The organism is Dyadobacter sp. BHUBP1 (genome assembly GCF_050587785.1).
Lineage (GTDB): Bacteria > Bacteroidota > Bacteroidia > Cytophagales > Spirosomataceae > Dyadobacter.
This window is the reverse complement of sequence record NZ_JBOBIH010000002.1, coordinates 85,454-108,517: the sequence shown is the minus strand read 5'-3', so window position 1 is coordinate 108,517 and position 23,064 is coordinate 85,454. Positions and strand designations below refer to the sequence as shown.

Genomic DNA, 23,064 nt, shown 5'->3' with positions numbered 1-23,064 from the left:
ATGGAAGAAGTTAAATCCCAATTGTTGAAAATTACGTTCGATGGCATCGAGGTCGAAGTAGAACCGGGCACAACCATTATGCAGGCGGCGCGTAAAATCGCCGAGGCAGATGAAAGCCAGGGCCACCTCGTTCCGCCGGCGATGTGTTACTATAAACCGCTTCCGGTTTCCGGGGGTAAATGCCGTGCGTGTCTGGTGAAAGTATCGGCTGGTTCTGCAAAGGATCCACGCCCGATGCCCAAGCTGGTACCATCTTGTATTACACAGGTTCAGGATGGAATGGTGGTGGAAAACACTACCAATCAGGCTGTACTGGATACACGCAAGAGCATTGTAGAGTTCCTGTTGATCAATCACCCGCTCGACTGCCCAATTTGCGACCAGGCTGGTGAATGTCATTTACAGGATTTCGCATTTGAACACGGCTCAGTAAAAACCCGCTACGAAGAAGAAAGAAGAACGTTCGAGAAGATCGATATCGGTCCGCATGTGCAGCTGCACATGACGCGCTGCATTCTTTGCTATCGCTGCGTGTATACCGCCGACCAGATCACCGACGGACGTGTCCACGGCGTCATGAACCGCGGAGATGCTTCGGAAATCAGCACCTACATCGAAAAAGCGATCGATAATGACTTCTCCGGAAACATTATCGATGTGTGTCCGGTAGGCGCTTTAACCGACAAAACATTCCGGTTCAAAAATCGCGTGTGGTTCTCGAAACCCGAAGACGCTCACCGCGATTGCGACAAATGCTGCGGCAAAACAACTGTCTGGTATCGAGGCGATGAAATAATCCGCGTGACGGCCCGCAAAAACACCTGGGGCGAAGTGACGGACTTCATTTGCAATACCTGCCGTTTTGAGAAGAAAAAAACCAGTGACTGGGTATTGGAAGGACCTACCAAAGTGAAACGCAGTTCGGTAATTTCTGCCAACAAATACCGTAAAGACCTCGTTGCAAAACCGGATTTCGCATTGAAACTGGCAGCATCGCAATTCAAACAGATCGACGACTCGCGGCCATACGTAACCGACGAGGAAACGATCCGTCACCAGAGTATCGAGAATAACGATAAGGCCAACCATCGTTCTTTGGCGGCCAACAATAATTAAGAGAATCAGTAGTCAAAGCAGCCGGATAAAATTGCTTTCAAATGGATTTAGTAGAATTTCTTGTTAAAACCGTAACCATCGTTGCCGTTTTCGGGCTAACGCTCCTCATTGCCATGTACTCCACATGGGCGGAAAGAAAGGTAGCAGGTTTCATCCAGGACCGTAGCGGGCCTAACCGCGCCGGTTGGGGCGGACTTCTGCAACCGCTTGCAGACGCGGGGAAAATGTTCTTTAAAGAGGACTTCATTCCTGCATTGGCCAACAAATGGCTCTTTATCGCCGGCCCTAGCCTGGCGATGCTCACGGCATTGCTGGCGAGCGCGGTAATTCCTTTCGGCAGCACATTCCGTATTGCAGGTCATGAAGTGGCATTGCAGGGCGTTGAATCGAACATCGGTATCCTCTATGTATTCGGCGTTGTGGCGCTGGGTGTTTACGGTATCATGGTCGGTGGTTGGGCTTCCAACAACAAATTCTCGCTTCTCGGAGCGATCCGTGCGGCTTCACAAAACATCAGTTACGAGGTGGCTATGGGCCTTTCGCTCATCGCGATCCTCATGATGAGTAGCTCGCTTTCATTGGGCGAAATCGTGGCGCAGCAGCACGGCATGAACTGGAATATCTTCTACCAGCCGCTGGGCTTCATCATTTTCATTACCTGCTCTTTCGCGGAATGTAACCGTGTGCCTTTTGACCTCCCTGAATGTGAAACGGAGCTTGTAGGTGGTTATCACACCGAATACGGCAGTATGAAACTCGGTTTCTACCTGTTCGCGGAGTACATCAACATGTTCATTTCCTCGGCGATTATTTCCGTGCTCTATTTTGGCGGTTATAACTATCCGGGAATGGATTTCGTGTATGCGCAACTGGTGAAATCTTTCGGGCCGGATACAGGTCACAACATCGCGACATTGATCGGAACAGCCGTTTTCTTCGGAAAAGCATTGTTCTTTGTGTTCTTCTACATGTGGGTGCGCTGGACGATCCCGCGTTTCCGCTACGACCAATTGATGAACCTGGGCTGGAAAAAGCTGATCCCTCTTGCTATTTTTAACATTATTATCACCGGTGCAGCCGTGCTTTTCTTGAAGCCTGTAATCACCGCGTGGTTGAATTAATTCCAAAATCGTATTGCCATGCAATTGACAAATCGCTCAAAGCAAGTAAGCAATAAAGAAATGACGCTGGCGGAGCGCGCCTACCTGCCTGCTATTGCAACAGGTCTGGCGATTACGATCAAGCACTTTTTTTCGAAGAAAGTAACGATCCAATACCCGGAAGTGAAGCGGTACCTCGGTCCTGTTTTCCGTGGCCGGCATATCCTGAAAAGAGACGCAGAAGGTCGCGAAAGATGTACTGCCTGCGGCTTGTGCGCGGTAGCGTGTCCTGCTGAGGCTATTTCAATGGTGGCCGCCGAGCGCGTGAAAGGCGAGGAAAATCTGTATCGCGAAGAAAAATACGCGGCAGTGTATGAAGTGAATATGCTCCGCTGCATTTTCTGCGGCCTTTGCGAGGAAGCTTGTCCGAAACAGGCAGTGTACCTGCGCCACGATGAGTTTGTGCCGGTATTTACAGAGCGCGACCAGGTGATCTGGGGTAAAGACCTCCTCGTTGAGGATATGAACAACCGCTATACCCGCGAAGCCTGGACGAAAGAAGAAGCGCGTGCGCTGGATGCCAAAAGAGCCAGTGGTGAAGTCACCAACGTTGTTCCACGAGCTATTCCCTGATTGGTAAACCAAGACTGTCAGCAGTTACTAACATTATGAATTCAGCAGTATCATTTTTTTACTTTCTATCCTTCCTGACCATCCTGAGCGCGGTGATGGTCGTGGTATCGCGTAACCCCATTCACAGCGTTCTTTACCTGATCCTGACGTTCTTTACGCTCTCGGGGCATTATATCCTCCTGAATGCGCAATTCCTCGCTGCCGTGAACATTATCGTGTACGCCGGGGCGATTATGGTACTTTTCCTCTTTGTGATTATGTTCCTCAACATGAAGCAGGACCAGGAGGAAGCCAAGACTAATTTGACCAAAATAGCTGCGACGATTGTCGGCGGGACTGTTTTCGTGATTCTTTTCGGTGCTTATCGCAAGACCGCTATCGAGCCATTCAACCCGCAAACTTACGATTCGCAGATCGGTATGATCGAAAGCCTGGGTCATATGCTCTTTCGGGATTACCTGTTGCCATTTGAATTGGCCTCGATCCTTTTGCTGGTCGCAATGGTAGGAGCTGTGTTGCTTGGCAAGAGGGAGATTGGGGAGCGGCACTTCTAAAGATACTCGTATCATCATGCGGCCCAAGCCTGAAGACTTGGGTTAATAAAAAGAGGCTCTTTCGAGCCTCTTTTTGTTTGGTATCTTATTCTACGCTGGCGCCGCACCGGGCCTCCGATCCCAGGCTTTAAAGCCTGGGTTATGTCCGTGTCAGGCCTCCTCTACTTCGGAGTAGGCTTCAACCGGGATACAAGAGCAAATCAGGTTACGATCGCCATAGGCGCTGTCGACGCGGCTTACGCTTGGCCAGAACTTGTTGAAGCGCAGGTAAGGCAACGGGAACGCGGCTTTTTCGCGGCTGTAAGAGCGCGTCCAGTTTTCGCTCAGCAACACGCGGGAAGTATGCGGTGCATTCTTCAAAACGTTGTCTGTGCGGTCCGCAACACCTTCTTCCACTTCGCGGATTTCGTTACGGATCGCGATCATTGCATCACAGAAACGATCCAGCTCCGCTTTCGATTCAGATTCTGTCGGTTCGATCATCAATGTGCCTGCAACTGGGAATGAAAGGGTTGGCGCGTGGAAACCGTAGTCCATTAAGCGTTTTGCCAAATCCTCGGCCTCTACACCAGCTGCCTTGAAGCCACGGCAATCGACGATCATTTCGTGCGCGCAGCGGCCATTTGCTCCGGTATAAAGCACCTCGTAATGTCCATTCAGGCGCTCTTTAATATAGTTTGCATTCAGGATCGCAAATTTGGTCGCATTGGTAAGGCCTTCGCCACCCATCATCGCGATGTACGCATACGAGATCGTCAGGATGCTAGCGCTGCCGTAAGGTGCTGCAGAAACTGCTCCGGCCTGTCCGTTCGGCAAATGCTCAGGCTGCGTGCTGAAATTCACGTGACCAGGCAGGAACGGCATCAGGTGCTCGGCCACGCCAATCGGTCCAACACCAGGGCCGCCGCCGCCATGAGGGATACAGAATGTTTTATGCAAATTGAGGTGGCAAACATCCGCGCCAATGCTGGCAGGGCTTGTAAGACCTACCTGCGCATTCATGTTCGCGCCGTCCATATAAACCTGCCCGCCAAATGAATGGATCATTGAACAGATTTCGATAATGCTTTCTTCATAAACACCGTGGGTCGATGGATAAGTTACCATCAAACACGACAGGTCTGATGCGTGTTGCTCTGCCTTTGCGCGCAAATCCTCCACATCGATGTTACCACGCTCGTCGCACTTCGTTACCACTACCTTCATACCGGCCATTACAGCGGATGCAGGGTTGGTGCCGTGCGCCGAAGACGGGATCAATGCCACATTACGGTGTGCCTCGCCTCGGCTCTCGTGATATGAACGAATGGCCATCAGGCCTGCATACTCACCTTGCGCACCGGAGTTCGGCTGGAACGACATCGCCGCAAAACCGGTGATTTCGCATAGCCAGGTGTTCAATTCGCTCACCAGCTGTGCGTAACCACCCACCTGGTTGGTTGGAGCAAACGGGTGAATACCACCAAATTCTGGCCAGGTAAGCGGGATCATTTCGGCGGTCGCATTCAATTTCATCGTACAGCTACCGAGTGAAATCATGGAATGTACCAGCGAAAGGTCTTTGTTTTCCAAGGATTTCAGATAGCGCAGCATTTCGTGCTCAGTATGATGCGTGTTGAATATCGGGTGAGTCAAATATTCCGAAGTTCTTGCCAGATTTTCAGGAAGCGAAAATTCAAGATCCTCATCGATCACCATTTCACCCTGGAAGCCCGAAACCTCTGCGAATACATTCAACAATGCAATTACATCATCGAACGTCTTGGCTTCATCAAACGAAACCGAGAGGCTTTCATCACCATGGTATTTCAGGTTAATGCCCCATTTCAACGCCTGCTCACGCAGCTTGCGGGTCAGTGGCGTGTTGATTGTTACGGTATCGAAATACGTTTCGGTAACAACTTCATAATTGAATTTCTTAACCGTATCGACAAACAGGCGGGTGAGACCATGCACACGTGCAGCAATGCTCTTGATCCCCTCAGGTCCGTGGTATACCGAATAAGCGCCGGCGATAACGGCTAGCAATACCTGCGCGGTACAAATGTTGGAAGTTGCTTTTTCACGACGGATATGCTGCTCACGTGTCTGCAACGCCATACGCAATGCACGATTGCCTTCACCATCCACCGACACTCCGATGATACGCCCCGGAATCTGACGTTTGAAAGCATCTTTCGTGGCGAAATATGCCGCATGTGGACCACCATAGCCCATCGGCACGCCGAAGCGCTGTGAAGAACCGATCACGACATCGGCACCCATTTCGCCCGGTGATTTCAGGAGCGTCAATGCGAGCAGGTCCGCCGCTACCGCTACTGAAATACCCAGCTCATGAGCCGAAGCAATAAAGTCGGTATAATCGATCACTTCGCCGTCGGTAGCCGGGTACTGAACGAGCGCGGCGTAAATATTTTCGTCAGTAAGATCGACCGTTGCATGGTTACCCACCACCACATCGATTCCGACAGGTTTTGCACGGGTGTAGATCAGGTCGATCGTTTGCGGGTGGCAGCGCTCCGAAACAAAAAATGTATTGGCTTTCTTTCTGGAAGCGCCCTTTACTGCATGCAGCATGGTCATAGCCTCCGCTGCCGCGGTGGCTTCATCCAGCAATGATGCGTTCGCAATTTCCATGCCAGTGAGATCCGTCACGACTGTCTGGAAATTCAGGAGCATTTCAAGGCGCCCCTGCGCGATCTCCGCCTGATAAGGGGTATAGGCAGTGTACCATGCCGGATTTTCGAGGATATTTCTCAGAATGACATTCGGCGTGATGGTGTCGTAGTAGCCCGTACCGATATATGATTTCAGCACCGCATTTTTCGAAGCAATTCTTTTGATGTATTGTAAAAATTCCTGCTCCGATTTGGGTCTCGGCAAATTCAGTGGTTTTGGTAGACGAATCGCAGAAGGCAGAGTCTGGTCAATCAGTTCATCCACTGACCCGGCTCCGATGGTCTTCAACATTTCCTGCAATTCCTGTTCATCTTTACCGTGGTGACGGTTTTCAAACTTGTCCTGGTTTCGAAGATTAACTTTCATTCAAGTTAGGCTGAGAATGCCGCTATTAGGTGATTTTAAAATACAAAAGTAAGCAAATCCAAGCAAATCTCTCAGAGATCGATGGCTATGCTTACTCTTGAATATGTACAAAATGTATGAACGGGAAGTTCCTAGTGGTTAGGGCAGCCGCAATCGGTCTTCCGTTTGAAGATTCCGAGGAATTTCTTGGATCTTGGCTTCTTGTAACCTTTGTATTTTTTCTTTTTACCAAACAATTCCACTTTGGTTGCATCGGGCGCCGAAACTGCCGCTGCCGAAACAGTCTGTACGCCTGAAATACTGCAAATCAGAGCCAGTACCAGAACCCAGGGAGTGATTTTCTTGATCATGTTCGTTAAGATGGATCATCAAAGGTTACTAATGCAACGCAATGCTCGCCGGTTTCGGTATGCATTGCGCCAACCCTTTCACAATTTTCCGAAATTTTTAAGCCTTTACCAATTCCAGGATCGTGATTTCGGGGAGGATACCCACGCGGCCAGGATAACCGAGGTAGCCAAATCCGCGGTTGACATACAAATACTGGTCGTTTTCTTCATACAGCCCCGCCCATTGCTTGTAACGGTATTGCGCCGGGCTCCATCTCACATTCCCGATCTCCACGCCGAATTGCATGCCATGTGTATGGCCCGCAAGCGCGAGGTCTATGTCCTTATATTTAGGCAAAACCTGCGCTCCCCAATGGCTGGGATCATGCGAAAGCAATATTTTCACAGGGTATTCGTCCGCATGCCCGTAAGCTTTTTCCAGATTTCCGTATTTGGCAAAATTACCGGCTCCCCAATTTTGAATACCGATCAATCCGATGGATTCGCCGTCTACGGTAATGGGCCGGTTTTCGTCCAGCATCAGCTTCCAGCCCAGTAATTCGTGCGCTTTTTTCAAATTAGCGAGGTTGCTGATCTTGGCATTCGCATCCGGCCACTGGAAATAATCGCCGTAGTCGTGGTTGCCCAGCACAGAATGCACGCCCAGCGGCGCTTTCACCTTATCGAAAATATTAATGTAATCCTGCACCTCCTTTGCCCGGTCGTTCACCAGGTCGCCGGTGAAGAATGCAATGTCCGGCTTTTCCTTCATCAACATCTCTACGCCGCCTTTTACCGCAGTTTTATTGAAAAAGCTGCCTGAGTGAATATCCGAAAGCTGAGCTATTTTCATTCCGTGAAATTGTCGGGGAAGGTTTTTCAGGGGCACTTTCACCCGGCGAATGCGGTAGTCGTGCGCGCCAGAGAGAATACCATATGCAAACGTGCCCATTAACCCTGCTCCGGCAACCACGGCTGTCGTCGCGAGGAATTGCGAACGCGGGATCACCGGCTCACCGGTTTCGGGGGAAGGCGTTGCAACGGAAGGTGCAAAAAAACTAACGATCCATTGAAAAAAGCGGCGTACATCGTCGATGAGCAGGATCGCTACCGCCAGTAATTTGGATAAATAAGGAATGGCGATAAATGCGACTACAAATGTGCGTGTGGTGCTTTTGAAGTAGTCTGGCGGGAGAAGTTGCATTCCGATATATGCGCCCAGCGTAGCGATTGTCAATGTCCAATATGCTCCTCCGATCCAACGTTGTGTTAATGGGTTCAGGTTGCGAACAGCCAGTTTTAACCCTTGCCAGACATACCAGTCGATGGCAAAGAGTATAAAAGTTAGTATGATAAAAAAGAAGGTTCTGTTCATTTTAAAATGATAGTTGTCATATCAACGACAAACATATGCAAACTCTTTCACGTTCAGCAGCCAACCGGATTTTGGATAAATGTATGTCATGGATGAATGAAGGTTGATTTCGGCAGCTAAGCGGTTTTCGGTATTTTTGTACCTTACTCTAATCATTTATGCCTAAATACGATTTCAAACGGTTCCACATCCGGTCGATGAATGCGGGATCGGACCAGGAGAGAGCGGCGATCAATCAGGAGCTGAAAGATTTGTACGCGTCGCTGCCTGATGACGAGAAAAAGATTTTCAATGAGGAATTACAGCATTTCCTCACCCACGAAGTTGCGCGGATCAAATCGGACTACGAATCGGTGAGAGGTTTAAACCAGCCTAACTAACGGAGTCAGTTAAGGCGCGGGTCGATGGGGTAATGTGCGATGGAACGGTATTCGCCGCCCATAGTGCGGAGGATTTCGCGCCAGAAATTTCCTGCCGGCGTCGAGAACAGGAAATCGGACGTGGTACTGGAAATGATCCAGGAATCCTGCTTGATCTCTTCATCGAGCTGCCCGCCGCTCCATCCCGAGTACCCGATGAAGAACATGACATCCTCCTGTTTCAATGTATTCAGGTTGAGCAACGTTTTGACATTTTCGAAATCACCGCCCCAGTAAACGTTCTTCATAATTTCCGTCCCTCCGGTAACGAGGTCAGGGCGGCGGTGGATGAAATGCAATGTGTTTTTTTCGACGGGGCCGCCCAGGTGAAGTGTGATGTCCTGATAAATGGTCTCGTCGAGCACATCTCCCAGGAACAAGTCCGTGGTTTGGTTGAGCACAAAACCGAAACTTCCCTGCTCATTATGTTCGCACATGAGGATAACCCCCCTTTCAAAATTGGGATCGCCCAAAAACGGCTTGGCGATGAGCAAGCTTCCTTTTGAAACTTTCGCGGCTGACGGCATAACCTGGCAAATTGTTAATTCAACAACGAAATATATTTATTTTTCGCACTGAAAAACGGATATTGCCCAAAATATAATAAAAATAAGATCATGGCATTAATAAAACCGGTCCGTGGACATCATCCTACCTACCATGAGAGTTGCTGGTTTGCAGAAAACGCTACCATTGTGGGCGACGTGGTGATGGGCGAAAATTGCACTGTGTGGTTCAATGCGGTGATCCGCGGCGACGTAAACAGTATTCGTATCGGGCACCATTCCAATGTCCAGGATGGCGCCGTGATCCACTGTACTTACCAGCGCTTCGCAACTACGATCGGGAATTATGTTTCCATTGCGCACAACGCTATTGTACACGGTTGTACCATCGAAGACCATGTCTTGATAGGAATGGGGGCTATCGTCATGGACGGAGCCGTTATTGGCGAGGGAGCCATCATCGCCGCCGGAGCCATTGTTACCCAAGGAACAAAAGTCCCTCCCGGCACCATCTACGCCGGCAACCCCGCCAAATACCTGAAAGACGTTTCACCGGAGCTAAACGCGGCTATTGATCGGACGGCGAATAATTATCTGATTTATTCGGGCTGGTTTAAGGAGGACGAAGGCTCAAAATAACGATCATTCTGGACATCCACACCCGGCGGGATCAAAATCACCACCTCTGGCACCCGGTTTTTGAAAAGCGACTTTCTTTTGCGTTTTACGGAACGGTACATTACCAGATATGTACTGATACTTACCAGCGGTCCCGTAGCTGGCTTCGAAAGCTGAAAAGCTAACGACAACTTCCCAAGAACGAAACCGCATAACAATGAAGGCAGCATAGCTCTTTTGATTAGTTTGATCTTATCAATATTGACAATATCCTCATAAGAAGCGAAGCCGCCGGTTCCGGGAATGAATGGGTTAGCACGAAGAACGATCCCATCGTGGCGGATGGTCACCACTTCTCCAAATAAGAATTCCTCCTGCCCGAAGGAATTCTTTTGGATGCATTGTATAAACTGGCCCTTTTTGACTTTGGTGGTATATTTTGTTTCAACGGATTGAATCAGAAAGTAAGGCTTCTGCGCCATAATCATTGAAGGTGCCAACGCCAGGAAAAACAAAACCAGGTAGCCATTCAGTTTGATTATTTTCTTTCCGGGATCCGAGATTTGAAACTCGAACAGATTTTTCTTCATCAAATGCATGAAACCAGACAAACGTAATCACCCTTTATACATCTGTTGATCCCCACAACAAGTCCAGCGAAACCACCAATAACTGCACCGCCAGCCCCTGCCGCCAGTGTCCCAACACCAGCAAAGGGAACTCCTACAATTAATCCCAAAACTGCGCCATAGACCGCATTGTTCACAATCTCAGTGACAATCGTCGCTGCAATGTTGATGATCTTCCTAATCACCTTCCCCATACCTCCCCAAAAATCGGCCTGATAGCTGTCGTAACCGTACCATGACGGATCAGGAAAGCATGATTTACCATCCGTTGCATAGTAATTCGTCGCTTCGTCGAAATTGTCGTAGTAAGCTTGTATTACCGCATTCAATACGCCTTTTTCAAGCGACGTAAGTGTTCCATCGTTCGCTACTGCAGTTTTGATTGGATTGAGATAAACATCAATAGCGTCTTTGAGATAAGAACTCCAGAATATCTGCGCGTTGCAACCGGGTGTGTTGTCAGTGCAATAGCTTAACGCGAGGTCCTTAGCCCCCTTCTGGATTGCAGAAGTAATCTGAGACTTGTAGTTGTAAATTTTTGCATAAGCCGGATTAAACGAATAGGCATTGGGATTGGATTTGTATGCGGCAACTAAACCGTCATACCATGGACCCGTCGCCGCCCCGTATTTGGCTATCGTCTTATTCCGATACTTCGTATTCAGGGCATTTTCATTCAAAGTTGAACAGTCCAGCGATCCGAAATTAGCTTGCGACAACTTTGCATATGCGTCATTCTCCATTGCTGGTGTCTTTGCGGCGGAGGTTGGGGTGACTTTATCATTGTACTTACTACAAGCGGAAAGAATAATAGATGTTACAGCGAAAAGGGATACAATGAATAAGAAACGGAAGGGATTGATACTTGGTTTTTTCATGACATTAAATGGTTAAAGTGTGAGAAAATGATAGCGCATCAAGAGGAAAGAGCCCCTTTTGAGGCATTCTTGGTTAAAGTTTGTTGATGAATTACCCATCTATTTTGCGTTATGTGAAACTACCTCACAAAACAACTGAATTACTTGCCGGATGCTGTTGCGGAAAGTGCAGGGGCACTTGCGGTTTCCGCACATAATTGAGGGGAAAGAGCGCGGGCTGTTTGGCAATTTCAAAAAGCCGCTAAATTTGTCAAGCCACTCATAACGAAGCACACTATGACAGATTTTGGAAGTAATTTCAGGAAGTTGAGAGAATGGGCAGGGCTTTCCCAGGAAGCGCTGGGAATTAGTTTGAACGTCTCCGCATCGGTCGTCAACAGGATCGAAAACAACAAGCGAAAGCTCGATATTCAGATACTGCAAAAACTCGCGATCAGCTTGCAACTGGATATATCGCTTGTCGTAATGGTATTGTTCAAAGGAAAATCGGCTCTGCCGAAACAGAAAGCCTTGAAACCCGGGAAAGCATTACCAATCCATGCCTGATCTACTATTCGGCCATCCCTTTCCGGGCATTCAAATAACCCTTGATTACCGTGAATGTCGTAATCGCCAGGAAGAAGAGAATGATGTACTGCACATAATCCACGATCCATGGGAATTTTTCACCGAAAAGATACCCGCCGCCGGTTAATGTAAAGATCCAGATTGCTCCACCCACTACATTATTGATCAGAAAAGAAGGGAAAGACATTTTCACCAGTCCCGCGAGAATAGGCGCGAATGTACGCACGATAGGTAAAAACCGGCTGATAATCAGTGTACGGCTTCCGTATTTTTCGAAATAATTATGTGTAGTTTCGATGTGCTTTTTCTTGAAAAAGAACGAATCCGGCCGGTTTTTGAAAATATCACCGAAATACTTCCCAAATACATATCCGACCAGCGAGCCTAATATCGCGGCCGTTAGCATGCTAATCAGCAAAATGAGAATCGGCACGTCGAGAATACCAGTGCCGCAAAAAACTCCTGCAAGGAAAACGAGGTAGTCGCCTGGCAAGAAGAACGCGAAAAACAACCCGTTTTCAGCAAATACAATAAAAGTAATCACCAGGAGCCCGCCAGTACGGATGATTTCCTCCGAATTAACGATGTACTGGAAAAACTCGACAATTGAATCCATAAGCTATAATCTGAGTTGGGCTGCCGGCAGCAAACTACCGGCGGCTAACTGTGACCGGCTCCGACGCACAGCTGCCTGTTTGTTGATTTTTTAAAATTAAGCATTTTCCGACAGTTCCAGCCAGCGCATTTCCTTCTCAGCCTGACTGTCATTGATTTCCTCTATCTGTTTTGACCATTTAGCCAGGTCCTCGTGGGAGCCGCCTTTATTCAGGTTTTCTACCAGTTCCGCTTTGGTCGATTCCATTTTGGCAATATCCGCTTCCAATTGCTCCATTTCCTTTTGCTCCTTATAACTCAGCTTCCGTTTTGCAGCAGCGGGCGTGGCCACCGGTTCTTTCGGAACTGCTACCGCAGGTGCCGCAGGTTTTGGCGCATTGGTGGCTGCCAGCTTCTTTTCAGCCTCCTGTTCGTCCTGATAATCCCGCAGCTCAGTGTAGTTTCCTGGAAAATCACTGATCTCACCATCCCCTTCAAACACAAAAATATGTTGCACGAGCCTGTCGAGAAAATAACGGTCGTGAGAGACGATCATCAGACAGCCCGGGAAATTGAGCAGAAACTCTTCGAGCACATTCAAACTGTCGATATCGAGGTCATTCGTAGGCTCATCGAGGATCAGGAAGTTCGGGTGCTTGATCAGAATCAATAGAAGCTGCAAACGCCGCCTTTCTCCTCCGCTTAGTTTGGAGATAAAGTCGTATTGCTTAGAAGGTGAGAACAAGAATGCTTGTAAGAGTACGCCGACGGTCACCGTTTCCCCGGTTCCCAGTTGCACTACTTCCGCCACATCTTTTACGATGTCGATCACGCGCTGGTTTTCATTAAATACGAGGTCAGTTTGCTTGTAATAGCCAAACTGAACTGTTTCTCCTGTGCTGATCTTCCCCTTGTCCGGTTGCAGCTCGCCGGTGATCATATTCAGCAGTGTCGATTTACCCATTCCATTTTTGCCCACCACACCAATGCGGTCACCGCGGCGGAAGGTATATTCGAAGTTTTTGATCAACTGGCGATCACCAAAGCCCTTGCTGATGTTTTCCAACTCGATAATCTTGCTGCCCAGGCGCGACGTGCGCACATTGAGTTCCATTTGTACATCGAACTTCTTCTGGCTGGCTTTTTCTTTCAGGTCTTCGAATGCATCAATGCGGTATTTCGCTTTGGTACCGCGCGCTTTCGGTTGCCTCCTGATCCATTCGAGCTCTTTGCGCATCAGGTTACGCGCCTTGTCGATGGTTGCAGCTTCGAGTTCTTCACGTTCGGCCTTCTTTTCGAGAAAGTAGGAGTAGTTTCCTTTATAAGTGTAAGCTGAACCATGATCGAGTTCGAGCATCTGGTTGCAGACGGTGTCGAGGAAGTAACGGTCGTGCGTTACTACCAATAATGTAGTATTCGAAGTATTCAGGTATTCTTCCAGCCATTCGACGGTATCGAGGTCGAGGTGGTTGGTAGGTTCGTCGAGAATGAGCAGATCGGGATCTTCGAGCAACACTTTTGCCAATGCTACACGTTTGCGCTGGCCGCCCGAGAGCGTTCCGTAGGTATTGTCGGTATGATGAATGCCGAGGCGGCCGAGGATTTCCTTCGTTTTATACTCAAAATCCCAGGCATTGAACTTATCCATATCCTCCATCACCTGTGCGAGCTCGTCGTGGTTGTCGCTTTCGATGGCATGCTCGTAGCGCTTCACAACTTGCGCCACGGGATTATTCGAAGAAAATATCACTTCGAGCACCGGCAAAGACTCATCAAATGCCGGGCTTTGGTCAAGATAGCCCACGCGGATATCCTTGCGAATACTTACTTCGCCTTCATCGGCGGGGATTTTGCCTGTGAGGATATTCAGAAATGTGGTTTTTCCGGTCCCGTTCGTCCCGATCAACGCTACCTTATCGCCCTTACTGATCCCAAAACTGATATTCCTGAAAAGCCACCGGTCGCCGAATGACTTTGCGATATTTTCCGCCGAAAGATAATTCATGATCAAATGTGAAATTCTGTATATGCAAAGTTAGGACAGATATTAAACAACGAAGAAAAAATTCGCTTTCATAGGGTAAATAGGCTAATATTGCCACTTATATTCAGTTAGATGGTTCCATTGAACACATTCATTATCATGTCTAAACAATCCCTTTACCTAATCTTAACCGTTTTTCTTTGTTTTAAAGCAGTAGCGCAGGACAGTAATTTCAAGAGTTATACGCAAAAAATCGGAGGTAGCCCTCAGGTGTACGACATGGTCGCGATACCAGGCGGTGAGTTCATGATGGGCAGCCCGGCGAATGAGAAAGGCCGCAGAGCCGACGAAGGTCCCCAGCACAAGGTGAAAATCGAGCCTTTCTGGATGGGCAAAACCGAAGTGACCTGGGACATTTACGATTTGTACGCTTTCAAGAATATGGAAAAGGAGATGGGCGCACGCCACCCGGATCCTGACAAGAGCGTCCAGAAAACCGACGCAAGTACCCGCCCTTCCCCTCCCTATGTAGATATGTCCTTCGGAATGGGGCGCTCGGGTTATCCGGCGATCAATATGACCCAATATGCGGCGATCTATTTCTGCAAATGGTTGTACGAAAAGACTGGTGTTTTCTATCGCCTTCCAACGGAAGCGGAGTGGGAATATGCCTGCCGCGCGGGTTCCACCACACCGTATTCCTTCGGTGACGAGTCAAAAATCGATGAATATGCATGGTATCGCAAAAACAGCGATGCTGCTTACAAAAAAGTAGGAACAAAAAAACCGAATGCATGGGGGTTGCACGATATGCACGGCAATGTGATGGAATGGACACTGGACCAGTACATTCCTGATTACTATGCTAAACAACCCAAAGGCGAAGCATTTGCACCGGTTACCGAGCTTTATCCCACGTCCGTCCGCGGGGGGTCATGGGACGACGAGGCGGCCGACCTCCGCAGCGCAGCCCGCGTAGCTTCCAAGCCTGAATGGAAAATCCTTGACCCGCAATTGCCAAAATCGGAATGGTGGATGACCAGTGCGTCATTTGTGGGTTTCCGTATTGTAAGACCGCTCAAAACGCCTTCTCCTGAGGAAATCAAAGCGTACTACAGCCCTAAGTTGATTGAAGACTACTGATCATATTTAAACTCTTAAACTCGAAATGGAACAGAACAGACGCAATTTTTTGAAAGCATCGGGCCTCATCGCGGGCGGCGCTATCCTGAGCCCGCTGGGGAGCTACGGCTACAACAGCGCGGTAGGTGATACGATCAAAGTGGCCCTTATCGGTTGCGGCGGACGTGGAACCGGCGCGGCCGCACAGGCATTGAGCACTACGCAGAACGTACAGATCGTGGCTATGGCAGACGCTTTCAAGGACCGTCTTGACGATGCTTACAAAAACCTGACTGCTAAAAAATATAAAGACGCCTCAGGAAAGCCGGTTGACACCAAAGTGAAAGTGGATGTACCCGAAGACCGGAAATTTGTAGGTTTTGATGCATTCAAAAAGGCCATCGCATTGAAAGATGTGGATGTGGTGATTCTGGCGACACCTCCGGGCTTCCGTCCGTCACATTTCGAAGAGGCGGTGAAGAACAACAAACACATTTTCATGGAAAAACCGGTTGCAACCGATGCACCGGGTATCCGCAAAGTGCTTGAACTGGCGGAAGAAGCTAAAAAGAAAAAACTGAACGTGGTAGTGGGTCTCCAACGCCACTATCAGGCAAACTACCGTGAGGCGATCAAACGCATTCACGACGGTGCGCTGGGCGATATCGTAGGTGGCCAGGTGTACTGGGTAGGAAGCAGCCCGTGGATGAAGGAGCGCCAGCCTAACCAGACTGAAATGGAATATCAGATGAGAAACTGGTATTACTTCAACTGGCTTTGCGGCGACCATATTTCGGAGCAGCACGTTCACAATATCGACGTGGCTAACTGGGTTAAACAAGGTTATCCTGTAACCATCCAGGGCTCAGGCGGACGTCAGGTGCGTACGGGCAAGGCTTATGGTGAAATTTACGACCACCACACGCTCGACTTGGTTTACGCGGATGGGACTGTGATTTCCAGCCAATGCCGCCAGTTTGAAGGAACCTGGAACCGCGTTGACGAGGCTTTCGTTGGTACTAAGGGGCGTATCGACAGCTTCGACGATAAGAAAACAGTCCTGAAAGACTACAAAGGAGGCGTGATTTACCACCACGACAACTCAAATTACAGAAACCCATACCAGGTAGAGCACGACGAGCTTTTCGCGGCCATCGCAAAAGGCGAATACAAGTTCGCTGATGCTGAAAACGGAGCAAAAAGTACCATGACGGCAATCATGGGCCGTATGGCTACGTATTCAGGTAAGCAGATCAAATGGGAAGAAGCGTTGAACTCGGATATCAACCTGTTCCCTGACAAACTTGCATGGGATGCGTCTCCAAAAGTACTCCCGGGACCGGACGGGCTTTATCCAGTGGCGATCCCCGGTAAAACTCAGGTGATCTAATCCAAGACTACTAACGCAAAATGGCCCTTAGCGGGCCATTTTGCGTTTTAATAGTATTTCTCGGAACGAATACCTATATTCGGTAAGAGAATTCTTGACGATACTTATTGTGGAACGAAATATGTAGTCAGTGAAGCTTAGCCTGAAAAACGCTGTACTTATCCTTCTTGCCGGTATGATCGTGCTGGCAACCGGTTCGTTTTTAAACTCTTCCAAAACGCAATTCAGCGATCCGGTCATTTTGAGCGGGCTTGCGATCGAATTCGTCGGAACAATTTGGCTGGTACTTCACCTCAACCAGCGCCGCAAACGCCACAAAGCCTGATTACAACTTCGCTGATCTGTTTCTCAGATAGAAATCAGCCAATACCAATGCCGTCATCGCTTCCACGATAGGAACAGCGCGCGGTACCACGCATGGGTCATGACGCCCTTTCCCCTGCACTATCGCGATGTTACCGAACTGATCGACGCTCTCCTGGTCCTGCATGATCGTAGCCACTGGTTTAAAAGCCGTGCGGAAGTAAATATCCTCCCCATTTGAAATACCACCCTGAATACCACCCGAATGGTTGGTGCGCGTGTGTACGTTGCGATTTTCGTCGGTATAGAACGCATCATTATGCTGCGAACCGGGTAGCAGTACGCCATCGAAGCCGCTGCCGTATTCAAAGCCTTTTACAGCATTAATGCTCAGCATTGCTTTGCCGAGTTCGGCGTGAAGTTTATCAAAAACAGGCTCTCCCCAACCGGCCGGCGTTCCTTTTACAACACAGTTAACAACTCCACCGATCGAATCACCCTGCTTGCGGATACCGTCGATATAATCGAACATCTGCTGGGCCATGGCCGGGTCCGGACAGCGAACTGCATTATTTTCTGTTTCGGAAAGATCCAGCTCCTGGTAGCTTTTTTGCAGCTTCATAGTGCCTACTTGTGATACATAAGCCTGAATGCTCACACCCAGCTCCGCCAGCATCAGCTTCGCGAGCGCACCTGCGGCTACGCGTGCGGCTGTCTCACGCGCGGAACTTCGCCCGCCTCCGCGATAGTCGCGAACGCCGTATTTGATCTGATAAGTATAGTCTGCGTGAGAAGGCCTGAATTGTGCCGCTATATGCGAGTAATCCTTGCTTCGCTGGTCTTCATTCCGGATCACCATAGCGATGGGCGTACCGGTCGTTTTTCCTTCGAATACGCCGGACAGCACTTCGAACTCATCGGCCTCTTTGCGCTGCGTCGTAATTCTCGACTGTCCCGGCTTTCTGCGGGTCAGCTCACTTTGAATGAAATCGGAATCAAATGTCACACCCGCCGGGCATCCCTCGATCACAACTCCGATCCCTACTCCGTGCGATTCGCCAAAAGTGGCTATTTTAAATATCTTGCCGTATGTACTGCCCATTAACTTACTTTCTAAATACCCAAATCATTGTCACCAACAACAATACAATGATGATGTTGGTTAAATCTTTCAAAATCCTTTTATAATCAATTGTCTCCTGACTGCTATCGAGGTTTTCCAGGTTATCGTACAACCCCGACGATCCGGAAAGCGCCAAGTTAGTTAATTTGTAATCTTCTCCCCTCACTTCCAGCGACGCCGCCGAGCGCAACGTATCGTATTTCTCCTTTTCAACATTAAAATAGATCCAGTGAAAATACCTACCCAATGGAAATTCGCCATCCTTTCGCGGAACGACAAAATAGCTGAATGTTTTTTCGCCTGCTACGCTCTGATAGCTGCGCTTCGTTATCTGGCTGACCTCAGGCGGATAAATATCAAACGACGAACTCGCCTGAATTACCGGTGCCGGAATGGCTGTAATATTGCCCACCCCTTCTACCTTGAACATATATCTGACGCTTTCGCCAGGATACACGAGGTCGCTGGACAATCTTTCTTTCAAACTATACTGCCCAACTGCCAGCTGATCACGTAACGGGTGATCGGGAAGCTGTCTCACTACCACTGTTACCGGCCTCGAATAGAACCCTTTCACCAGCTTCTTCTCTACATTCACCGCCCTCCCACTTTCGGTAACCAGCATATCCAGCTTTACAGCAGGTAGCTTAATATCTTCGGCGGTAATGGGGAAGAAACGGGCCTGGTACATATTGTATTCGGCAAATTTCCTGCCTCGGATTGTTACCCTCCGTTTGATGATTTCCTCGACACCTACGTTCTCCTCCCAGCAATTTACAGGTCTTACAGCCTTTAAAATAGCCTGTAATTGTTCATTGAACCGGTAAAACTCCATTTCCACCGGGGCATTTTCCGCGATATACAGAGATATCCGGACCGCAAAACCTTGTCGGATATAGACCTGTTTTTTATCAGTCTGAACGGACAAAAACACCGACTGGCTGTGGTCGTCAACCTCACTTACATCCACATTTTCGGCTGGTACCGCATTTGCGGCTTCTTCCCCCGATTTCGCGAATACGACCATCATCTCCTCAGAGCGCAACTTAACATTATTGACTGTTAGTGTAAACTCCGGAATGAGGTAGTTTCCCCCCTTCGTCGCATAATATTCCTGAGTGATAGTCTGGATAACTACCTTTCTGCCATCCACTGTACTGATCGAACTCGTGGCGGACTTGCTTCGTTTCTCCAGGTCCTTGATTTCAGGGAAAACAACCGATGGCCTTGTCTCCACATCCCGTAACACTACCGATATCAGAAATGGCTGATCCAGTGTGAGGTTCTTCGATCCGTACTCGATTGTCGCAGCATTTTCGGGTGCTTGCGCCCGGGCAATACTAAAAAAACACAAAAAAATATTTAATAACGCATATAATTTCATTTCAGTTTTTCGTTATCTTTATTGGAATTGCTGAAAACGAAGCGTTTTAAGGGTTTCTCTTTGTTTTATCGTTGTCCCTAAACCACAAAACTACATAATACTATGGCCTCGATGCTTGAATACATTAAAATTATTCTTCAAAAAGTCAGCTTCGACCGCAAATTATTTGAAAAAGAACTCCGAAAAGCGATACGTATGTTAATGCCCGCTGAAATTAAGAGGCTTAGACAGTGGTGTTACGACCACTATGCGACTGTCCACCTGCCAGTGTTGAACACTTGTTTTGAGCGACTTACTCCGTCTAATTAGCGATACAATCATTAAATAATCGAGAGCTTATAAAATGAGAAAGCCGCCCGAATCCGGGCGGCTTTCTTGCTTATAGCCTGTCTGACTTATTTCTTCTTTGGAGCCGGCTTTGCAGCAGTTCCGGCGGCAGGTTGTGCAGGTTGAGCAACAGCCAATCCCAAGGCCTCTTTTGCAGCGGCATTGTCCGGATCAACTTTAAGCAGCTTCTCCCAGTACTCCTTCGCTTTTGCTTCGTCTTTCAACGTCGATTGTGCATGGAATGCAAGGTATCCGTAAGCCAATCTCAAATAAGACTTGTATTTACTTGGATCCGGATCTTTCTCTGCCAATTCAGTCAATTTCAGGTAGTATGGCTGCGAGATCCCTTTGTCAACATTCTCTTGTCTGTCGTACGCATTATAAAGCGTACTAGCACGCCAGTAGTAGCCGTATGGCCAATCTGGCAATTTCTGCGTTACAGTTGCGAAAATTGAATCTGCTTTCAGATACAAGTTACGTTTCTCAGTTGCAATTTTCAAGCTGTCAGCGAAGTTAGGGTCGCCGGATTTTGGAACGATGATACCCTGTGCAGTCTGGAAGTTGGCAAGACCTTCATAGTAATAATCGTTCGCGCTTGCTTTGGCTGTGTCCAGGTCATTTCCCTTTTCGTAAGCAGCGGCAGCCTTAGGAAAATCCTTAGCGGCGTAATACAATCCAGCTACCTCCTTGTAAGCAGCAGCAGCCTCCGCTTTACTAGTATCCATCTCCGCACCTTTTTTGATATACTCCATACCCAGCGAGTCATAGCCCTTGCCATCTGTCGATTTGGCATTGAGCGCACGTCCGAGGTATTTGTAGTCATCACCGATTACCTTGTCCGGAGAGCCTTTGATAAATTCTTCCAGGTTTTGGATAGCTTCGTCCGGCTTGTTAGTCTTGAAATAAGCCCATCCATACATGCGTTTGATGATCGGGTTGTTGATCTTTCCTTTCGCCTCTTCCAGGAATTGAAGCGACTTCGTGTAATCATCAGCAGTAAAAGCGAACTGCGCACCACGGAGTTTCATCTCTGGGTCAGTACTTCCGCTTTTTTGCAGATACAAGTCGAAGTTTTCAGCAGCTTGCTTATATTTCTGAGCAAAGAAATAAAGTTCCGCAAGGTCTTTATAAGCAGGAGCGAAGTTTGCGTCAGCTTCGATTGCCTTCTTGTAATTTTCCAAAGCGAGGTTGTAGTTCTTACCACGCAAGTAGACAGAGCCAATTGCATTGTGTGCGGCTGCATAGTTTGGTTTTGCCGTCAACGCATATTCGTACGCTGTTACCGCATTACCACCTTCGTTGCGCAACATCAAAGCGTCACCTTTGGCGATGTAAGCGTCAGCCAGATTTTTGTCACGTTTGATCGCCAGATCCAGTAAGCGGATGGCCTCAGCAGGGTCGTTGTTTTTCTCGAAAAGGGTATAAGCCTCACCTATTCTATAAAGAACCTCGGCGTCTTTGCCTTTCTTCTTCTCAGCAGTATCGAAAAGCTCTTTCGCTTTTGCACGATCGCCTTTCGCCAAAGCAACCGTTCCAAGACCTACCTGGTTCAGGTAAGACTTTTCGTCCAGCGATAAGCCTTTTTCAAACGCTTTCTGCGCCTCATCCAATTGGTTGGTTTTGATATAGTAATAACCAAGGTAATATTGGTTATCAGCAGAAGGGCTTCCTTCGGCAAGTTTTTTAAGTAAAGCGCCCGCCTCATTGTAACGTTCACCAACGATTAATGCCAAGCCATCCTGTACCGTCTGTGCGTGTAAGTTAACAAACGCTAATAAACCAAATACCAATGCTACTAATTTCAATCTCATGTTTCTGTTCATTTTTTACCCGGTTAAAATAATGATAAAAAACTTGGTTTTTCAATAACAAGCCCCAAATCTACTAATTGTTTACATTCACTATAACTCTTTCTTTACTTCCAGTTCACGCGGGTAAACTACGGTTGGCAGCAGACCCATTTTCTGAATAATCAACCCACCTACGTCCCGGGCTATGTAGGTCATCAGCCCACCACCGAGGCCCGAGTATCCTTCCCTGCTGATAATATATAAATCCCTGTGCAGCGGATAACGCTTGAACTCCAGTCCCGCCTGAAACGGCTGAATGTAGTCCGAGAGGGAATCTGGTTGAGCATCTTTTGCAACCCCCATCACCCGGATTCCTTTCGATAGTTCTTCCGAAGCCAGCGAATGCCCGTCACTGATCCAGTTCACCCCTATAAAACCGAGATGTGTAGGGTTATCCCTGACGTCTTTGATTACATTCTCGTTTGATCCCGCCGAGATAATCCTCAGCTTTTGGATATCCTTAATGCCAAATTTGTTAAGGACAAAATTCAGATTACTCGCATTGGCATTGTCAAAGACCAGTGTGATCAATCCCTCCTGCCCACCTTTGATCTGCGACCAATCGGTTAGTTTACCTTCCATGATCGCTTTAAGCTCCGGAATGGTGATAAGACTATCCGTATTACTCTTTCCGATCACCAGGGCCAACCCATCGGTTGCTATGTGCTGAAATTTCTGGCTGCCTTTTTGCTTCCGGATAATTTCCAGCTCTTTGTCATTCAGCTGCCGTGTCGCAAAAACCAGCCTTGCGCTATCATTCAATAACTGGCGGATCGCTTCCTGCTCCGGTTTATAGTCCAGCTTGAAGTGCGCATCGGGGTAGATTCCCTCATAAGCACTCGTCAGCGAATTGATCAGCGGTTTAAAGGATTCATCCGCCGCGATCGTGATCGTACCTTGCCGTGGGTTGTCCAGGTCGCTGTTGGACGAGGTACATCTGAGTAATCCTGCAATACCGAGCGTCACCAACAGCAGCAGTCCTGCCAATCTCTTCTTCATGACTCGTCGTCCTGGTTATTTCTAAACACTCTATACCCCCGGTAAGCTCCGTACAAAATAAGCGTGCCAGCAAAAGCATACCTCCATACGCTGCCGATCGGCAGCAGTCTAAATGAGAAGGAGGAGAGGATCAAAAAGACCCCTCCTCCTACGTATGCCAGAGCCATTACCGAAGAGGCCAGATCACCGAGCTTTTCGTGCAATGGTTTCTCCCTCATG

The 23,064-nt window shown here is 48.3% G+C and carries 24 protein-coding genes; 11 read left to right on the top strand and 13 right to left on the bottom strand.

Annotation, left to right across the window (positions count from 1 at the left end; genetic code table 11):
• The 4 genes from ACQ4MZ_RS07220 to ACQ4MZ_RS07205 are packed head-to-tail and all read left to right on the top strand — an operon-like array spanning nt 1 to nt 3,403.
• Nucleotides 1-1,116: a 2Fe-2S iron-sulfur cluster-binding protein gene (locus tag ACQ4MZ_RS07220; protein WP_430843925.1), complete on the top strand. Its 1,116-nt coding sequence runs from the start codon at nt 1-3 to the stop codon at nt 1,114-1,116.
• 41 nt (nt 1,117-1,157) lie between these two features.
• Complete coding sequence (nuoH, locus tag ACQ4MZ_RS07215; protein WP_106594065.1) at nt 1,158-2,237, top strand: NADH-quinone oxidoreductase subunit NuoH; 1,080 nt, start codon at nt 1,158-1,160, stop codon at nt 2,235-2,237.
• An 18-nt stretch (nt 2,238-2,255) separates the two neighbouring features.
• Entirely contained in the window at nt 2,256-2,849 is a 594-nt protein-coding gene (locus ACQ4MZ_RS07210; protein ID WP_015813526.1) for a NuoI/complex I 23 kDa subunit family protein, read from the top strand.
• Between the two features lie 35 nt (nt 2,850-2,884).
• Nucleotides 2,885-3,403, top strand: coding sequence for an NADH-quinone oxidoreductase subunit J family protein (locus ACQ4MZ_RS07205; protein WP_106594063.1), 519 nt, complete (start codon nt 2,885-2,887; stop codon nt 3,401-3,403).
• Nucleotides 3,404-3,553: 150 nt separating this feature from the next.
• Here ACQ4MZ_RS07205 and gcvP read toward each other — a convergent pair whose 3' ends face one another.
• The 3 genes from gcvP to ACQ4MZ_RS07190 all read right to left on the bottom strand — a co-directional run bounded on the left by gcvP (nt 3,554) and on the right by ACQ4MZ_RS07190 (nt 8,152).
• The gene (gcvP, locus tag ACQ4MZ_RS07200; RefSeq protein ID WP_430843922.1) at nt 3,554-6,448 is read right to left on the bottom strand and encodes an aminomethyl-transferring glycine dehydrogenase; all 2,895 of its coding nucleotides are present in this window, start codon (nt 6,446-6,448) and stop codon (nt 3,554-3,556) included.
• A gap of 131 nt (nt 6,449-6,579) precedes the next feature.
• Nucleotides 6,580-6,798, bottom strand: a complete 219-nt coding sequence (locus tag ACQ4MZ_RS07195; RefSeq protein WP_430843921.1) for a hypothetical protein — start codon at nt 6,796-6,798, stop codon at nt 6,580-6,582.
• 97 nt (nt 6,799-6,895) lie between these two features.
• Nucleotides 6,896-8,152 carry a metallophosphoesterase gene (locus ACQ4MZ_RS07190; RefSeq protein WP_430843919.1) on the bottom strand — a complete coding sequence of 419 codons (1,257 nt, stop codon included), beginning with the start codon at nt 8,150-8,152 and terminating at the stop codon, nt 6,896-6,898.
• A 158-nt stretch (nt 8,153-8,310) separates the two neighbouring features.
• Between ACQ4MZ_RS07190 and ACQ4MZ_RS07185 the strand changes: the two genes are divergently transcribed.
• Nucleotides 8,311-8,532, top strand: a complete 222-nt coding sequence (locus tag ACQ4MZ_RS07185; protein ID WP_223401493.1) for a hypothetical protein — start codon at nt 8,311-8,313, stop codon at nt 8,530-8,532.
• A gap of 5 nt (nt 8,533-8,537) precedes the next feature.
• Here the strand turns inward: ACQ4MZ_RS07185 and ACQ4MZ_RS07180 are convergent, their stop codons facing one another.
• Nucleotides 8,538-9,098: a YqgE/AlgH family protein gene (locus tag ACQ4MZ_RS07180; protein ID WP_430843917.1), complete on the bottom strand. Its 561-nt coding sequence runs from the start codon at nt 9,096-9,098 to the stop codon at nt 8,538-8,540.
• A gap of 90 nt (nt 9,099-9,188) precedes the next feature.
• On the opposite strand from ACQ4MZ_RS07180, the gene ACQ4MZ_RS07175 reads away from it, so the two are divergent.
• Nucleotides 9,189-9,716, top strand: coding sequence for a gamma carbonic anhydrase family protein (locus ACQ4MZ_RS07175; protein WP_430843915.1), 528 nt, complete (start codon nt 9,189-9,191; stop codon nt 9,714-9,716).
• On the opposite strand, the gene ACQ4MZ_RS07170 is transcribed toward ACQ4MZ_RS07175, so the two are convergent.
• A complete protein-coding gene (locus ACQ4MZ_RS07170; protein WP_430843914.1) occupies nt 9,677-10,285 on the bottom strand; it encodes a hypothetical protein in 609 nt (202 codons plus the stop codon). The two genes, ACQ4MZ_RS07175 and ACQ4MZ_RS07170, sit on opposite strands and share 40 nt — an antisense overlap.
• Nucleotides 10,285-11,202, bottom strand: a complete 918-nt coding sequence (locus ACQ4MZ_RS07165; protein ID WP_430843912.1) for a hypothetical protein — start codon at nt 11,200-11,202, stop codon at nt 10,285-10,287. The genes ACQ4MZ_RS07170 and ACQ4MZ_RS07165 overlap by 1 nt, the downstream gene beginning before the upstream one ends.
• Before the next feature lie 276 nt (nt 11,203-11,478).
• Here ACQ4MZ_RS07165 and ACQ4MZ_RS07160 point away from each other — a divergent pair, with 276 nt between their 5' ends.
• Nucleotides 11,479-11,748 carry a helix-turn-helix domain-containing protein gene (locus ACQ4MZ_RS07160; RefSeq protein ID WP_430843911.1) on the top strand — a complete coding sequence of 90 codons (270 nt, stop codon included), beginning with the start codon at nt 11,479-11,481 and terminating at the stop codon, nt 11,746-11,748.
• A gap of 4 nt (nt 11,749-11,752) precedes the next feature.
• Here ACQ4MZ_RS07160 and ACQ4MZ_RS07155 read toward each other — a convergent pair whose 3' ends face one another.
• Nucleotides 11,753-12,385 carry a DedA family protein gene (locus ACQ4MZ_RS07155; RefSeq protein WP_430843910.1) on the bottom strand — a complete coding sequence of 211 codons (633 nt, stop codon included), beginning with the start codon at nt 12,383-12,385 and terminating at the stop codon, nt 11,753-11,755.
• 96 nt (nt 12,386-12,481) lie between these two features.
• Nucleotides 12,482-14,368, bottom strand: a complete 1,887-nt coding sequence (locus tag ACQ4MZ_RS07150; protein WP_430843908.1) for an ABC-F family ATP-binding cassette domain-containing protein — start codon at nt 14,366-14,368, stop codon at nt 12,482-12,484.
• Between the two features lie 111 nt (nt 14,369-14,479).
• On the opposite strand from ACQ4MZ_RS07150, the gene ACQ4MZ_RS07145 reads away from it, so the two are divergent.
• The 3 genes from ACQ4MZ_RS07145 to ACQ4MZ_RS07135 all read left to right on the top strand — a co-directional run bounded on the left by ACQ4MZ_RS07145 (nt 14,480) and on the right by ACQ4MZ_RS07135 (nt 17,184).
• Nucleotides 14,480-15,490 (top strand): formylglycine-generating enzyme family protein, encoded by a 1,011-nt coding sequence (locus ACQ4MZ_RS07145; protein ID WP_430843907.1) that lies wholly within the window; start codon nt 14,480-14,482, stop codon nt 15,488-15,490.
• A gap of 25 nt (nt 15,491-15,515) precedes the next feature.
• Complete coding sequence (locus tag ACQ4MZ_RS07140) at nt 15,516-16,859, top strand: Gfo/Idh/MocA family protein (protein ID WP_430843906.1); 1,344 nt, start codon at nt 15,516-15,518, stop codon at nt 16,857-16,859.
• Nucleotides 16,860-16,989: 130 nt separating this feature from the next.
• Nucleotides 16,990-17,184, top strand: a complete 195-nt coding sequence (locus ACQ4MZ_RS07135; protein WP_430843904.1) for a hypothetical protein — start codon at nt 16,990-16,992, stop codon at nt 17,182-17,184.
• Here the strand turns inward: ACQ4MZ_RS07135 and aroC are convergent, their stop codons facing one another.
• Both aroC and ACQ4MZ_RS07125 read right to left on the bottom strand, forming a co-directional pair.
• Nucleotides 17,185-18,264 carry a chorismate synthase gene (gene aroC / locus ACQ4MZ_RS07130; protein ID WP_430843903.1) on the bottom strand — a complete coding sequence of 360 codons (1,080 nt, stop codon included), beginning with the start codon at nt 18,262-18,264 and terminating at the stop codon, nt 17,185-17,187.
• A 4-nt stretch (nt 18,265-18,268) separates the two neighbouring features.
• Nucleotides 18,269-19,639 (bottom strand): BatD family protein, encoded by a 1,371-nt coding sequence (locus ACQ4MZ_RS07125; RefSeq protein WP_430843901.1) that lies wholly within the window; start codon nt 19,637-19,639, stop codon nt 18,269-18,271.
• A 132-nt stretch (nt 19,640-19,771) separates the two neighbouring features.
• Here ACQ4MZ_RS07125 and ACQ4MZ_RS07120 point away from each other — a divergent pair, with 132 nt between their 5' ends.
• Nucleotides 19,772-19,978: a hypothetical protein gene (locus ACQ4MZ_RS07120; RefSeq protein ID WP_430843899.1), complete on the top strand. Its 207-nt coding sequence runs from the start codon at nt 19,772-19,774 to the stop codon at nt 19,976-19,978.
• Nucleotides 19,979-20,064: 86 nt separating this feature from the next.
• Here the strand turns inward: ACQ4MZ_RS07120 and ACQ4MZ_RS07115 are convergent, their stop codons facing one another.
• From ACQ4MZ_RS07115 to ACQ4MZ_RS07105, 3 genes are all read right to left on the bottom strand, one after another.
• Nucleotides 20,065-21,819 carry a tetratricopeptide repeat protein gene (locus ACQ4MZ_RS07115; RefSeq protein WP_430843898.1) on the bottom strand — a complete coding sequence of 585 codons (1,755 nt, stop codon included), beginning with the start codon at nt 21,817-21,819 and terminating at the stop codon, nt 20,065-20,067.
• A gap of 78 nt (nt 21,820-21,897) precedes the next feature.
• Nucleotides 21,898-22,845 carry a substrate-binding domain-containing protein gene (locus ACQ4MZ_RS07110; RefSeq protein ID WP_430843896.1) on the bottom strand — a complete coding sequence of 316 codons (948 nt, stop codon included), beginning with the start codon at nt 22,843-22,845 and terminating at the stop codon, nt 21,898-21,900.
• Nucleotides 22,842-23,063, bottom strand: coding sequence for a hypothetical protein (locus ACQ4MZ_RS07105; protein WP_106594047.1), 222 nt, complete (start codon nt 23,061-23,063; stop codon nt 22,842-22,844). The genes ACQ4MZ_RS07110 and ACQ4MZ_RS07105 overlap by 4 nt, the downstream gene beginning before the upstream one ends.
• Between the last annotated feature and the right edge of the window lies 1 nt (nt 23,064).

Bases quoted from the DNA above. Each gene is read 5' to 3' on its own strand.
- ACQ4MZ_RS07220 (WP_430843925.1), top strand. From the start codon at position 1: ATGGAAGAAGTTAAATCCCAATTGTTGAAAATTACGTTCGATGGCATC.
- nuoH (WP_106594065.1), top strand. From the start codon at position 1,158: ATGGATTTAGTAGAATTTCTTGTTAAAACCGTAACCATCGTTGCCGTT.
- ACQ4MZ_RS07210 (WP_015813526.1), top strand. From the start codon at position 2,256: ATGCAATTGACAAATCGCTCAAAGCAAGTAAGCAATAAAGAAATGACG.
- ACQ4MZ_RS07205 (WP_106594063.1), top strand. From the start codon at position 2,885: ATGAATTCAGCAGTATCATTTTTTTACTTTCTATCCTTCCTGACCATC.
- gcvP (WP_430843922.1), bottom strand. From the start codon at position 6,448: ATGAAAGTTAATCTTCGAAACCAGGACAAGTTTGAAAACCGTCACCAC.
- ACQ4MZ_RS07195 (WP_430843921.1), bottom strand. From the start codon at position 6,798: ATGATCAAGAAAATCACTCCCTGGGTTCTGGTACTGGCTCTGATTTGC.
- ACQ4MZ_RS07190 (WP_430843919.1), bottom strand. From the start codon at position 8,152: ATGAACAGAACCTTCTTTTTTATCATACTAACTTTTATACTCTTTGCC.
- ACQ4MZ_RS07185 (WP_223401493.1), top strand. From the start codon at position 8,311: ATGCCTAAATACGATTTCAAACGGTTCCACATCCGGTCGATGAATGCG.
- ACQ4MZ_RS07180 (WP_430843917.1), bottom strand. From the start codon at position 9,098: ATGCCGTCAGCCGCGAAAGTTTCAAAAGGAAGCTTGCTCATCGCCAAG.
- ACQ4MZ_RS07175 (WP_430843915.1), top strand. From the start codon at position 9,189: ATGGCATTAATAAAACCGGTCCGTGGACATCATCCTACCTACCATGAG.
- ACQ4MZ_RS07170 (WP_430843914.1), bottom strand. From the start codon at position 10,285: ATGAAGAAAAATCTGTTCGAGTTTCAAATCTCGGATCCCGGAAAGAAA.
- ACQ4MZ_RS07165 (WP_430843912.1), bottom strand. From the start codon at position 11,202: ATGAAAAAACCAAGTATCAATCCCTTCCGTTTCTTATTCATTGTATCC.
- ACQ4MZ_RS07160 (WP_430843911.1), top strand. From the start codon at position 11,479: ATGACAGATTTTGGAAGTAATTTCAGGAAGTTGAGAGAATGGGCAGGG.
- ACQ4MZ_RS07155 (WP_430843910.1), bottom strand. From the start codon at position 12,385: ATGGATTCAATTGTCGAGTTTTTCCAGTACATCGTTAATTCGGAGGAA.
- ACQ4MZ_RS07150 (WP_430843908.1), bottom strand. From the start codon at position 14,368: ATGAATTATCTTTCGGCGGAAAATATCGCAAAGTCATTCGGCGACCGG.
- ACQ4MZ_RS07145 (WP_430843907.1), top strand. From the start codon at position 14,480: ATGGTTCCATTGAACACATTCATTATCATGTCTAAACAATCCCTTTAC.
- ACQ4MZ_RS07140 (WP_430843906.1), top strand. From the start codon at position 15,516: ATGGAACAGAACAGACGCAATTTTTTGAAAGCATCGGGCCTCATCGCG.
- aroC (WP_430843903.1), bottom strand. From the start codon at position 18,264: ATGGGCAGTACATACGGCAAGATATTTAAAATAGCCACTTTTGGCGAA.
- ACQ4MZ_RS07120 (WP_430843899.1), top strand. From the start codon at position 19,772: ATGGCCTCGATGCTTGAATACATTAAAATTATTCTTCAAAAAGTCAGC.
- ACQ4MZ_RS07115 (WP_430843898.1), bottom strand. From the start codon at position 21,819: ATGAACAGAAACATGAGATTGAAATTAGTAGCATTGGTATTTGGTTTA.
- ACQ4MZ_RS07110 (WP_430843896.1), bottom strand. From the start codon at position 22,845: ATGAAGAAGAGATTGGCAGGACTGCTGCTGTTGGTGACGCTCGGTATT.
- ACQ4MZ_RS07105 (WP_106594047.1), bottom strand. From the start codon at position 23,063: ATGAGGGAGAAACCATTGCACGAAAAGCTCGGTGATCTGGCCTCTTCG.